The sequence below is a fragment of the Dysgonomonadaceae bacterium zrk40 genome, from assembly GCA_016916535.1.
In the GTDB taxonomy this organism is placed as follows: domain Bacteria; phylum Bacteroidota; class Bacteroidia; order Bacteroidales; family Dysgonomonadaceae; genus Proteiniphilum.
In genome coordinates this window covers 841838-855495 of the sequence record CP070276.1, presented here as the reverse complement: position 1 = coordinate 855495, position 13658 = coordinate 841838, and the positions used below count along the sequence as shown (strand labels likewise).

At 54.0% G+C, this 13658-nt stretch carries 8 protein-coding genes; 3 read left to right on the top strand and 5 right to left on the bottom strand.

The annotated features are described in order from the left end of the window. Positions 1 to 143: 143 nt before the first annotated feature. Positions 144 to 3020 carry a PD-(D/E)XK nuclease family protein gene (locus tag JS578_03790; GenBank protein ID QRX64382.1) on the top strand — a complete coding sequence of 959 codons (2877 nt, stop codon included), beginning with the start codon at positions 144 to 146 and terminating at the stop codon, positions 3018 to 3020. A 20-nt stretch (positions 3021 to 3040) separates the two neighbouring features. Here JS578_03790 and JS578_03785 read toward each other — a convergent pair whose 3' ends face one another. The 4 genes from JS578_03785 to metG all read right to left on the bottom strand — a co-directional run bounded on the left by JS578_03785 (position 3041) and on the right by metG (position 9396). Then, positions 3041 to 4024: a metallophosphoesterase family protein gene (locus JS578_03785; protein ID QRX64904.1), complete on the bottom strand. Its 984-nt coding sequence runs from the start codon at positions 4022 to 4024 to the stop codon at positions 3041 to 3043. A 35-nt stretch (positions 4025 to 4059) separates the two neighbouring features. Then, positions 4060 to 6561 carry a hypothetical protein gene (locus JS578_03780; protein QRX64381.1) on the bottom strand — a complete coding sequence of 834 codons (2502 nt, stop codon included), beginning with the start codon at positions 6559 to 6561 and terminating at the stop codon, positions 4060 to 4062. A 150-nt stretch (positions 6562 to 6711) separates the two neighbouring features. Further along, positions 6712 to 7269: a hypothetical protein gene (locus tag JS578_03775; GenBank protein ID QRX64380.1), complete on the bottom strand. Its 558-nt coding sequence runs from the start codon at positions 7267 to 7269 to the stop codon at positions 6712 to 6714. An 84-nt stretch (positions 7270 to 7353) separates the two neighbouring features. After that, positions 7354 to 9396 (bottom strand): methionine--tRNA ligase, encoded by a 2043-nt coding sequence (gene metG / locus JS578_03770; protein ID QRX64379.1) that lies wholly within the window; start codon positions 9394 to 9396, stop codon positions 7354 to 7356. A 150-nt stretch (positions 9397 to 9546) separates the two neighbouring features. Here metG and JS578_03765 point away from each other — a divergent pair, with 150 nt between their 5' ends. Then, positions 9547 to 10332, top strand: a complete 786-nt coding sequence (locus tag JS578_03765; GenBank protein ID QRX64378.1) for an SDR family oxidoreductase — start codon at positions 9547 to 9549, stop codon at positions 10330 to 10332. Here JS578_03765 and JS578_03760 read toward each other — a convergent pair. Then, positions 10319 to 12025 carry a sodium:alanine symporter family protein gene (locus tag JS578_03760; protein QRX64377.1) on the bottom strand — a complete coding sequence of 569 codons (1707 nt, stop codon included), beginning with the start codon at positions 12023 to 12025 and terminating at the stop codon, positions 10319 to 10321. The two genes, JS578_03765 and JS578_03760, sit on opposite strands and share 14 nt — an antisense overlap. Positions 12026 to 12179: 154 nt before the next feature. Between JS578_03760 and JS578_03755 the strand changes: the two genes are divergently transcribed. Beyond that, positions 12180 to 13550, top strand: a complete 1371-nt coding sequence (locus JS578_03755) for a Gfo/Idh/MocA family oxidoreductase (GenBank protein QRX64376.1) — start codon at positions 12180 to 12182, stop codon at positions 13548 to 13550. Positions 13551 to 13658: the final 108 nt, after the last annotated feature.

The following is a 13658-nucleotide window of genomic DNA, read 5'->3' as shown; positions in this document are numbered from 1 at the left end:
CAGTCTCTGCTGAAAAAGATGCAAGTTAGTTTAATTTAAATGAAAAATGGCATGATTTTGGAAAATTATAACATCTCGCTTCGGTAAATTATTCATACATTTGCATCTAAGCCAATCACCTTTAACTTTATTTGCTGTTGTCTATGATCCCTTTTTTAACCCAGGTGGCCGCTCTATTTCATCAGATGAGGGGTAACGAACTCTATAAGGAGACCTTTGTCTTTCCCAACCGCCGTGCAGGTGTTTTCTTCCAGAAATATCTGGCAGAGATTGCCGGGAAGCCTCTATTCTCTCCACGGGTGATCACCATCAGTGAATTATTTACATCCCTCTCCCCCTACCGGTCTGCCGATCGCATTGAGATGCTGGTGACTCTCTATAACAGGTACCGTGAAATCAGCCGTTCGGAAGAGTCTTTCGATGATTTTCTCTATTGGGGTGAGATGCTGCTCAACGATTTTGACGACACCGACAAATACCTGGCTGATGCACGGCAACTCTACCGAAACGTGCATGATTACCGTTCACTCGATGATGACCTTTCTCATCTTACCGAGGAGCAGATCATGGCCATTCGCCGCTTCTGGAACCATTTTATGCCAATTGAGGGAAATGAAACCAAAGAGCGGTTCCATCAAACATGGAAGATTTTGTATGATTTGTACAGCTCATTCAGAGACAGTCTCAAAGCGAAAGGTGTTGCCTATGAGGGGATGATGTTCCGCGAGGTTGCCGAACGAGCCAAAAGAGGTGATATTGATGCCCCCGACAACGGAGGGGTTGTGTTCGTGGGGCTGAATGCACTTACTCCTGCAGAGACTGTGCTGATGGAGCACTTGCGCAACAGAGGGGTGGCCGATTTTTATTGGGACTATGATTCACCGCTCGTGCAGGAGGAGTCTAATCGCGCTTCCTTTCGGGTGAAGGAGAACTTGCTACGTTTTCCCTCAAAACATCAACTGCCTTTTGTTGATCAGGAGTGCGTGAAGCCGCAGGTTGAGTTGGTCGGCATCTCCTCCGGTGTGGGTCAGGCAAGACATGTAACCCGGATACTTTCAGAACTGGCAGCCTCCGGTCGGATTCCCGACCCTGATGAAGCCATCAATACCGCCATCGTTCTACCCGACGAGAACCTACTGCTGCCGGTACTCTACTCCATTCCCCGGGAGTTCGGAAAGATCAACGTGACCATGGGCTACGGATTGACACACGCTTCAGTGGCTAGCCTTGTGGAACAGGTCGCTCTGTTGCAACAGAACCTGCGCAGTCTCAAGGGTGAAACGGCCTTCTTTCACCGCTATGTGAAAGCTCTGTTGAGACATCCGCTCATATCGTCGTCAGCGCAGGTAGAAACGGAACAGTTGCTGGACCATATTCTCAAATACAACCGTATCGTGGTGCCTCGTTCTGAAATCCCTCCTCATCCCCTGTTACAGATGGTTTTCACTCCTGTTAGCCGTTGGGAGGAGATCCCCGATTATCTCAAATCGATTTTCATTTATCTTTATCAACACCTTACCGGCGAGAAGCACGCTGAAGATCAGTCTGATGACAGCAGTCGTTCCATCGATCTGGAGAGAGAATTCATCGTGCAGTATTACAAGACGGTTACCCGCCTGCAGGACCGACTGCGTGAGGTGGAGCAGATGACGATTGAAACCTGTTTTCGTCTGCTGAGAAATCTGGCACGCGGCATCAGCGTAGCTTTCAGCGGTGAACCACTCTCAGGGTTACAGGTGATGGGGGTGCTGGAGACCCGGGCACTCGATTTTGAGAACCTGATCATCCTCTCAATGAATGAGGGGGTCTTTCCACAGAAGAATGCAACCACTTCGTACATACCCTATTCGCTCCGCAAAGGCTTTGGGCTGCCTACCTATGAGCAACAGGACAGCACCTACGCTTATCACTTTTACAGGATGATCAGTCGTGCCAGGCGGATCTTTCTGCTTTATGATACAAGAACGGGAGAGGAGATGCAGACCGGTGAAGTGAGCCGCTACTTCTATCAGATGAAATATCTCTATCACGATGCCTTTCAGATCACAGAGCGGGTGGCTACCTATGATGTGTCTGCTCCCAAGGTGCCTCCTGTGATGGTAGCCAAGAGTGACGAGGTGATGCGTAAACTGGATGCATTCCGTGCCGGCAATGAACGGTCGTTTTCAGCCTCGCTGTTGAACAACTATGTCAACTGTCCGCTGCAGTTTTACTTCACTGCTTTGGAAGGGCTCTCAGAAGAAGATACCATTGAGGAGAGCGTGGAGGCTGATGTGTTCGGTTCCATTTTTCACCGGCTGATGGAGACACTCTACAACCGCTACATGGGGAAGGTCGTCACCCCTGATGTGCTTAACTCCCTCACGAAGGATGAAGCACTCCTCAACAATATTCTGGAAAACGCATTTGCTCGTTACTATTTTCGGGATGAAGCAAATCCCCGTCCCCTGGAGGGACAGCATTACCTCATTGGTGAGATCCTGAAGAGCTATGTGAAGCAAACCTTGAAATTTGACAAGCAGTTTACCCCCTTCACCTACATTGCTTCAGAATATCGTTTCAAGAGCTCCTATCGGGTGAGTGACCAGCTGGAGGTAAGCTTCAAGGGGAGCATAGACCGCGTCGACCGGGTAGGTGAGTCGCTTAGGATCATCGATTACAAAACCGGTAAGGGGGAAACCGGCTTCAAGGAGATGGCGAGGCTTTTTGATGCATCGAAGGCCAACCGTCCCTATCAGATACTGCAGGCGCTGATCTATGCTCTTTTTTACCTGCAGGAGAACCCCGGTGAACGTATCTCTCCGGCCCTCTATTACCTGCGTTCCGTCTACGACCAGTTTGATCCAGTGGTCCGTTATGGCACGCAACCCGTCAACGATTTCTCCCTCCTGTTGCCGGAGTTTCGGCAGCACTTTGATGCGCTGATGGAAGAAATTTTCAATCCTGACATACCTTTTACGCAAACCGACAACGAGAAGATCTGCGAGTGGTGCGCATTTAAAGAGTTGTGTAACAGGTAGAAGGATGCTTCCTGGGGGATTTACTTTTCTGTGCTGGTAAAACCGGCGGGATAGGTCACACGATCCTGTATGGTTCCATCCAGCAGATGCAGCCAGGTGTCGAACGCCCGCTCGTTTTCTTTGAGCACCACGACCCTCACGCCGTTCATTGCTGGTGTGTAGGTGGTCCTCCAGCCACTGAAACAGCCATAGGCCAGAGCGATATCATAATAGTTCACGATATAATTATTCACGTGATCGTGGCCTGTAAACGTAGCCATCACATCACGCATCTCACGCATCGCCAGGAACATGCCCGAGTTGAGGTCAGGAGAACACTCGGCTTCCAGCCTTACTCCATATCGCACATTTGTCTCCTCATTGAATGCCAGTCGGTACTCGGGTAAGGGGATATGAAAATAAGCCAGTGCCGGCAACGGCTGGAAATTATTCCTGACGGTATAATGAAGACTCTGCCGTTTGTACCACTCAATCTGATCCGTGGTGAGCCAGCCGTAGCCTTTCACACCATCCACTGTGGAGTAGGCTCCCGAATCAAAACAATAGACCAGTGCACTCTCCTTCAATTTATCCTTGCTGCCGTAGATGGGAATCACATTGTCCATCACTCTACCCGTAACACTTCCCGCAGGAGTGTTGAGGTTGTAGGAACTGGAAGTAACGATTCGGGCGATCTCTTCCCGCGTGACACCCTGTTCGTGATCATGGTTGCCAAGGGTTACGGCAAATGGGATCTTCCTCTCCTCAACATGTTTCATGATGGCATGCCATCCTTCCTGTACGGGACCGGTGACAATGTCTCCGGTAAAAACAGCCATATCCGGTTTCTCAGCATCCAACACCCGCGATAACAGCAGCAGCGTCGTGTCGGAATTGGCGTTCCCGTGCTCGTAATGCATGTCGGTGAACTGTACGATCTTAAAGGTGCCCTCTTCGTTGAATGATAGTTTCTGGGCATGCAGCGAAGTGGAAAGAAGGGCGAAAAGGGTGACCAGCAGTCCCATAATTTGATTCTTCATCATCATTGATAAGGTTGGTTTCAACTTTTTTTTCGCTTCACGTTGTTCAATAGTAGATAAACAGCTGTCAACAGCATGATGAGCAGCGCCGCGTAGGCAATGCGATCGGTCACACGGATGCTTTGCGGATCGAACCGGAAGGTGATGATCTGTTTCCCTTCCGGAATCACCATGCCGCGAAGTGTGTAATTTACCCGCAGCATCTCTGCCGGCTCACCGTCAATGGTGATCTGCCATCCTTTTGGATAGTAAATCTCGGAGAACACAGCCATCTCATCTTTCTTCGCATCTGCCTCATAAACGAGGTAGTCGGAATCATATTCCAGGAGTCGGATGGTTGAGGCACTGTCGGCAGGGGTCACCTGCAGACCCTTCAGCAACGGCTCGAATTTTTTGTCTGCTACCGCTGTGTGGTGCAAATCAAGCATGCCTACTGTTTCGATCTCTTCATCGGCACTCTCTGTGAACCGAATTTCATCGACAAACCAGGCGTTGCCCATGGCATGGGGGTTCAGCACCGGCAGTGTCCCACCACCCTGTGCCGGCATAATCACCCAGCGTGTGTTCAACATGTTCAAAACCTTGAACGAATCGGCATTCACTGAGTCGAGCGTACCGCCGCTGCCGATGATGGCCTGTTGCAGTGCTCCCATCTCCGGTGTGAGGTGGCGGTCAATCAGATCCTGGTAGCGCCGCAGCTTGGCGGCATGGTAGCCGCCAATCACCTTGTGATGATAGGGTGTGACCCCGTCGTTGAAGGTACTGGTTGCCATGTTCAGTACCCGGTAGTAGAGGGTGCTGTCCTGCAGGATCACCTGATCGGCAGGCGTCAGCGTGAACTGTTGCTGGGTCTGTGTCGGAGCCACAAAATCGTCGTCGCTCAGGTATCGCTTGTTCACACCCCACAGGTCAATCAGCGAGAGCAGCAGGATGGCAGCAACCATCCATTCCCCCCTGATCTTCTTCTCCATGTAGAGCCAGAGGGCTGCGGTTCCGATTGCCACGATGAAAAAGCTGCGCCAGGCATCGGCGGTGAAGAGGGCCACCCGCATATCGGTGAGGTTGGCCAGGATGGGTTGGATGTGCTCGGGCGGGAGCGACTGCAGCGCCTGCATCTCGGTGACGGGGACAAAAGAGGAGAAGAAAAGCTTCGGTAACAGTGCGAACAGCAGGGCAATCCCGCCGGTGAGTCCCAGGCTGACAGTGAGCGCTCTGATATTGTTTTTCAACAGCTCCGGTTTTTGCACAATCTCCTTGATGGTCAGTGCCGACAACAAAGGAATGCAGAACTCGGCGATCACCAGGATGGAGGAGACAGCGCGGAACTTGTTGTACATCGGCACGTGATCGATGAAGAAATCGGTCAGCCCCATCATGTTCTTCCCCCAGGAGAGCAGGATGGAGAAGAGGGTGCCGGCCAGCAGCGCCCACTTGAGGGGTCCCTTCACTATGAAAAGACCCAGGATGAAGAGCATCAGCACGAAGGCACCCACGTAAACCGGACCCGAGGTGCCGGGCTGATCACCCCAGTATTGTCCGATCTGGGCGTATAGCTCCCGGTATTCTGGGCGTGCCTTGGCCATGGCTCGTTCGTTCGCTGCGAGCGGCACAGAGGCTCCTCCCTTGGTGTTGGGCACCAGCAGCGTCCAGGTCTCACCGATGCCATAGCTCCAGGCGGTGATGTAATCACGCTCCAGGCCATCGCCGGTATGCTGTTCTCCGTGGTGGGTCAGCTCCGACTTGCCGCGCATGGTCTCTTTCGAATAGTCGTAGGTGTGGTAGAGGTTGCTGGCATTGGCAGCCACACCAATCAGACCGGCGATCAGCAGTACACCCGTTGCTTTCATGAAATCGGGCAGCTCCTTCTTCCGGAGGGCATCCACGCCAAAGGCGATCACCATGAAGAGCATCACGAAAAGGAAGTAATAGCTCATCTGGATGTGGTTGGCCGAGATCTGGAAAGCGGTGAAGAGCATGAAGAGCAGTCCGCCCAATAAATATTTCTTCCGGTAGATGTAAACCAGTCCCGCGATCGTGGGCGGGATATAGGCCAGGGTGATAAACTTCCAGATGTGACCTGCCGCTATCAGAATGAAAAAGTAGGAGGAGAATGCCCACACCACTGCTCCCAGCGCACTCACCAGCGGTGAGGCACGAAAGGCGCGCATCAGGATGTAGAAGCCCAGCAGCATGATGAAGAGCAGGGTTACATAGTTGGGCAGAAAGAGAGAATAGGCCTTCTTTGCCAGGTCCTGTGGCTTCGTGGAGTCGTAGGTGGGACTCATCTGATAGGAGGGCATGCCGCTGAACATGGAGATGTTCCAGCGGGTGCGCTCCCCATCATGCCGCTCCATGTAGTCGCGCTGCTCCTGCCCCTGCCCGATGGCGGCCAGGGAGTCGTGCTGGGCGATCACCCTGCCATCAATCACGGCGGGTGCAAAGTAGAGGAAGGAGATCACCACGAAGAGCAGGATCACGATCAGATCGGGGAGGATTTTCCTGAAGTCGGCGGATGCTTTCATTATCTTTTATTTTCGGTTTATCACTTCAGCCACAAATTTACGTTTTTATTCCCGGAAAAAGATGCCGTGATGGGTCGATTCTGATGCCTGCACAAAAAAGAATGGGAGAAAACATATTTCTCCCATTCTTTTATCTTGTCGGTTTACCTCTTAGAAACGCCTGCCAATGGTGAGCCCCATGCGGGGATAGGCACCGTCGTTCACGAAGTCGCGACCCCCGCCGAAGTAGAACTCACCCACCCAGTTGTTGCGGGTCAGGTACTTCCACCCTACAGCCAGTCCCAGGCCGGCACCGGTAGCTGTCTCCTCGCGGGAGCCATACACCCCGTTCTCATAGAAGAGCTCGTCGTCCGAGCGGGTGAAGAGCCCCCCGTTGGCTTCGATGAAGAAGCCTGCACCAACCTTCTGCAGGTTCTCCGAATTGCCGCCGAAGAACCAGCGGAAATAGGGGGTGAACAGCACATGGGTGGGGTAAATATCGGTGTCGAGTGCGACACCCAGTGAGGCCCCCACGCTGATGTCGGTGTTCAGTATCCGTTCGTAGCTGAGCTCAGGGAAGGAGCCGAAGATGGTGGTGCCCAGGTTCAGTTTGAACTCGTTTTGGGGTATGTCACGGGTGATCTTCCATCCCGCAACGCGGTGCGTCTTCTGTGAGAAGGCGGTCAGGCCGACCATCAGGGCAGCCACCAGCAGCAATTGTTTCTTCATGCGATTCATCGATTTTGAGTGATACTTACTATTAAGACGGAGAAACGATAAAAATGTTGCACATTTCACCGAAAAAATAAGGTCTTACACTACCGGACTGCCGGGAAGCACCTCTTTGGTGGGGGATACCAGTGCCAGCGTGCCGTCACTGTTCTCCGCCGAGAGGATCATACCCTCCGAGAGGATGCCCCGCAGTTTGCGCGGCTCCAGGTTGGCGATGAAGCATACCTGTCGTCCCACCAGCTCCTGTGGGTTGGGGTAGTGGGCGGCAATGCCGGAGAGGATGGTACGTTTCTCCAGACCGTCGTCAAGCAGGAAGCGCAGCAACTTGTCCGCCTTGGGCACCTTCTCGCACTCCAGCACCGTACCCACGCGGATGTCGAGCTTCTCAAAGGTGTCGAACTGGATGTTCTCCTTCACCGGCTTCGCCCGGTAAGCTTCCGCCTCGTTGGCTTTCTTCGTATCCAGCAGCTTCTGAACCTGTAGTTCGATGGTTTCGTCCTCAATCTTTTCGAACAGCAGTTCCGCTTTGCCCAGCGGGTGGCCTTCAGGCAGCAGGTCGAAACAACCCAGCTGCTCCCACGGCAGCTTCTCTGTCTGGAGGAAGGTGCGCAGTCTTTCCGCCGAGAAGGGGAGGAACGGCTCGCAGACGATGGAGAGGTTGGCAGTGATCTGCAGGGCGATGTGTAGGATGGTGGCGGTGCGCTCCATGTCGCTCTTGGCGGTCTTCCAGGGCTCACAGTCGGCCAGGTACTTGTTGCCGATGCGGGCCAGGTTCATCGCTTCGCGTTGTGCATCCCGGAAATGGTAGGTCTCAAGCAACTTTTCCACTTCATCTTTTACCTTTGCCGCTGCAGCGATGGTCTCCCGGTCGTAGTCGGTCAGCTCTCCTGCCGCCGGTACCTTATTGTCAAAATATTTCTGTGTGAGCACCAGTGCACGGTTCACGAAGTTGCCAAGCACCGCTACCAGTTCGTTGTTGTTGCGTGCCTGGTAATCTTTCCAGGTGAAGTCGTTGTCTTTCGTCTCCGGTGCATTGGCGGTGAGCACGTAACGCAGCACATCCTGCTTGCCGGGGAACTCCTCCAGATATTCATGCAGCCATACGGCCCAGTTGCGGGAGGTGGAGATCTTGTCTCCCTCCAGGTTGAGGAACTCGTTGGAAGGGACGTTGTCGGGCAGGATGAAGGAGCCCTCCGCCTTCAGCATGGCGGGGAAGACGATGCAGTGGAAGACGATGTTGTCCTTGCCGATGAAATGCACCAGTTTGGTGTCCTCCTGCTTCCACCACTTCTCCCAGCTGTCGGGCAGCAGCTCCCGCGTGTTGGAGATGTAACCGATGGGGGCATCGAACCAGACGTAGAGCACCTTCCCCTCGGCACCCTCCACCGGTACCGGCACCCCCCAATCGAGGTCGCGACTCACCGCACGGGGCTGCAGGCCCAGGTCGAGCCACGACTTGCACTGCCCGTAGACATTGCTGCGCCACTCCTTGTGATCCTCCAGGATCCACTGGCGGAGCCATGCCTCATGCTTGTCCAGCGGCAGGTACCAGTGCTTCGTCGTTCGCATCACCGGCACGCTGCCGCTGAGGGCCGACTTGGGGTTGATCAGCTCGGTGGGACTTAATGAGGTGCCGCACTGCTCGCACTGGTCGCCATACGCGTTCTCGTTGCCGCAGTGGGGGCAGCTGCCGGTGATGTACCGGTCTGCGAGGTACTGATCCGCCTCCTCATCGTAATACTGTTCGCTCTCCAGTTCGGTGAACTCCCCTTTGTCGTAGAGGGTCCGGAAGAAGTCGGAGGCGGTCTTTTTATGTATCTCTGAAGTTGTACGAGAGTATATGTCGAAGGTGATGCCGAACTGCTCGAACGACTTGCTGATCATTCCGTGGTAGCGGTCCACGATATCCTGCGGGGTGACCCCCTCTTTCCTTGCCTTGATGGTGATGGGGATGCCATGTTCGTCAGAGCCTCCGATGAAGAGGACCTCTTCCCCTTTCAGGCGGAGGTAACGTGCATAGATATCGGCAGGAACGTATACGCCTGCCAGGTGGCCGATGTGCACCGGCCCGTTGGCATAGGGCAGTGCCGATGTGATCAGTGTGCGTGAAAATTGTCTGGACATATATCTTTCTAAATAGGCTGCAAAGGTAAGAAAAATTGTGCTTTTAACTGTTTGTCTGAGGAAATATCATTGTAGCCGTGCGGGAAAAGTCACCTTCGGGAAAACATCTCCTCTTTTTCATCTGTTATAGACGCAGTAAAAGCAAACGTTATGGATTTCAATCTGAAGGGAAAGACCGCCATCATCGGTGGCGGCAGCAAAGGACTGGGCAAAGCATGTGCCTTTGCCCTGGCAGGCGAGGGTGTTAACATCGTGCTGTGCGCTCGCAACAGTGAGTCACTATTGGAGGCGCAGCGGGAGGTTGAAGCGCTCGGGGTGCAGGTGCTGGCTCTCGCTGCCGATATGGCCAGTCGCGACGACAACGAACGGATTGTGCGGGAGACGGTGGATCGGTTCGGTGGGGTGGACATCCTGGTGAACAACTCCGGCGGCCCCAGGCCGGGCAACTTCCGCGAGCTGAGCGAGTCGGACCTGGATGATGCCTACGAGAGTGTGCTGAAGTACAACATCCGGATGATAGGCCTCTGTTTGCCCTACATGGAGCGAAAAGGGTGGGGACGCATCATCAACATCACCTCCATCACCGTGAAGGAACCGGCAGCCAACATGGTGCTTTCCAATATCTTCCGTACGGCGGTAGCCAGCTATGCCAAAACCATCAGCAAGGAGTTGATCGCGAAGGGAGTCACCATCAATAACGTGGCACCGGGCTACTTTCGTACCGACCGTGTGACGCAACTCATGGAGGTAAGGGCGCGTGAGGAGGGTATGTCTGTGGAGGCTTACGAGGCGAAGGCAATCGCCGCCTTTCCGCACAACCGCTACATGGATCCGCAGGAGCTGGGCGACCTGGTCTGTTACCTCTGTTCCGATCAAGCGCGTTCGGTGACCGGCACCACCCTGCAGATCGACGGGGGACTGCTCAGCGGTCTTTAGGGGGATATTCATCCCGGAAACCTGCCCAATAATCGCGGATGCTTCCCTTCACCTCCCGGTGTAACAACAGCAATCCGATCAGGTTCGGGATTGCCATAAAGGTGACGGTGAGCAGTGACAGGTTCCAGATGATGGTGGTGTCAGTGAAGGAGGCCACGAAGAAGCCGGCTACGAAGATGATCCGGTAGAGCATCACATACCTGGCACCTACCAGGTAGGTGACTGCCCGGTCGCCATAATAGGACCAGGCAATGGCGGTGGAGAAGGCGAAGAGCAGCAATCCGATGGCAACAATGTATTTCCCGAAATCACCCAGGAAGCTGCGGGTGAATGCGGTAGCAGTGAGGGGTGCGCTGTGAACTAGGGAGTTGCCGGAGAAGGTGATGTCGCTCTCTGTCTGTGTCACTTTCCCCTCATTCACCATCAACGCGCCGCTGTAGGGAACACCGTTTTGAGCTACTTTTACCTCTTCGGCCAGTGAGCGGGCATGGAGCACCGATACCGACTCCGATATGACTCCTTCTTCAACTATCAGCTTCCCGTTGAACAGTGCCAGGCGGCTACTGTTGCCCAGATGACCCTCCAACAGTTTCACATCTGCTGCATTCCGGTTGTCATAGCTGCCTGCCAGCACCTCGATGTCGGTCTTCTGGAACTGGTTGGGCAGCTTCTCATTCCAGACCCCTGATGAGAGGAGCACCAGCCCTGTGAGGAAACAGATGATAATGGTATCGATGAAGGGTTCCAGGATTGCCACCATCCCCTCGGAGACCGGTTCATGTGCCTTGGCGGCAGCATGCGCGATGGGTGCGGAGCCCTGTCCCGCCTCGTTGGAAAAGAGACCCCGGTTGACACCGTTGTTGAATGCAAATGCGAATCCGGCACCCAGGAAACCACCCACGGCAGCAGTGCCGGTGAAGAGGTCGCTGAAGATAGAGAGGAAGGAGGGGATGATCTGCTGATAGTTGTAGAGAATCACCGCGATGGCTCCCAGAAAATAGATGACCGCCATGAAGGGTACCAGCGTGGCAGTGACTTTTGCGATGCGTTTGATGCCGCCAATGATGATAAGCGCCAGCAACAGCGACAGAATGGCTCCGGTGACCATGTGATTGAGGCCGAATGTGGCAAAGAGGGAGTTGGAGATGCTGTTGATCTGGGGGAGACTGCCGGTACCAAAGGAGGAGAGGATGGTGGCCATGGCGAAAAATCCTCCCAGCCAGTAACCTGTTTTAAGCTGTTTACCGTTCTTAAACGATATGTTAAGCCTTTTTTTCATGTAATACATGGGGCCACCCGTTACCATTCCCTTCTCATCGAAGTCGCGGTACTTGTGCGAGAGGGTCACCTCCACGAACTTGGTACACATCCCCAGAAACGCTGTCACCAGCATCCAGAAGAGGGCGGCCGGTCCACCCAGGTGCACGGCCAGTGCCACCCCGGCGATGTTACCCGTGCCCACGGTCCCCGAAAGTGCCGTAGCCAGCGCCTGGAAGTGGGAAGTATCACCCTTGTCACCCTTCTTGTCATACTTGCCCCTGACGATGCGCAGGGCATGCCTGAAATAGCGTATCTGTGGAAACCCCAGGTAGAGGGTGAAAAAGATACCCGTACCCAATAGTAGAAAAACAAACCAATGATGACCGCCGATGTATTGATGGAGGAGGTTAAAAAAATCGTTGAGACGTTGCATCTGTAAGCGCTGTTTCGATTTATATTCTGCCTGTCGCGGACAAATATAGAAAAATCCTGTTAGAAATGAGCTAAAGAACCCTCATTATCCGGTCAAAAATTGAGCAATCTTTCTTATCTTTGTCATGAATCATACCAAAAAAACAATCAAAAAGATGGATAGACGCAACTTCTTGAAGAAATCTGCAATCTCTGCTACAGGACTGGGCCTGGCTCCTCTGATGGGGCAACCATTCAATTCGCTTTACGGGAACAATGCCCCCGGTGATAAAATTAAAATTGGTCTTATCGGCTGTCGCAACCAGGGATGGAGCAACCTCAAGGCTTTCCTGCAATACCCCGGCACCGAGTGCATCTCCATGTGCGATGTGGATGATCAATTCCTTTATCAGCGGGCCTCCGAACTGGAGGAGATGACCGGGAAACGTCCGCCCCAATTGGTGAAGGACTGGCGCAGGGTGATTGACAACAAGGATGTGGACATGGTAATCATCGGCACTCCCGATCACTGGCACTGCCTGCAGGAGGTGGCTGCCTGTGAAGCGGGGATGGATGTTTACGTGGAGAAGCCGCTGGCCAACACCATCGAGGAGTGCGACCTGATGGTGCGCGCCGCCCGCAAGTACGACCGCATCGTGCAGGTGGGTCAGTGGCAGCGCAGCGATCCCCACTGGGACGAGGCGGCAGCCTACGTGCAAAGCGGCAACCTGGGACGGGTGCGCACCGTGAAGGTGTGGGCCTACCAGACCAGCAAGTGGACCCTGCCGGTGGTCCCCGACAGCGAGGTGCCGCAGGGGGTCGATTACGACATGTGGCTGGGGCCGGCTCCCAAAAGAGCATTCAACCAGAACCGCTTCCATTACAACTTCCGCTTCTTCTGGGATTACGCCGGAGGCTTGATGGCCGACTGGGGGGTGCACCTGCTGGACTATGCAATGAAGGGAATGAACGTGGGACTCCCCTCCTATGTCTATGGTGCCGGTGGTAAGTTCGGATATCCCGACGATGCGATGGAGACCCCCGATACCCTGATGGCTACCTACCGTTATCCCGACTTCAACATCATCTGGGATCATGCCTGCGGCATCGGCAACGGTCTCTTCGGACTGCGCGAAGGGGTTGCCTTCTTCGGTGAAAACGGAACCCTGATCCTTACCCGCAGCGGGTGGGAGGTGGTGCCCGAACAGGCCATCAACAGCCGCTCTTTCCCCTACTGCTATCCATGCGACAGTGAAAGGAAACCCAATACCCTCCGCATGGAGGCGCTGGAGAAGAGAGGTGGCACCGGTAAGGGGCTTTACCTGCACGCGGGTAACATGCTCGACTGCATGCGCAGCCGCAAGTTACCCAACGCTGATATCGCCATCGGTGCCGAGGTGGCCAAGCTGAGCCACATGGCCAATATCTCCTCTCGTGTGGGGAAGGCACTGCATTGGGACAACGAGACCGGCACGTTCGACAACCTGGAAGCCAACCGGCTCATCAAAGCAAACTATCGCGATCCCTGGAAACTTCCCAAGGTTTAGGGTGCCCACTTCTATATTCTAAACTTATTGCAACCTTATATCCACTCCCATAATTATTGGAGTGGTAATAAGGGTGCAATAAGGGTGCAATAAGGCTAGAGGCACCAA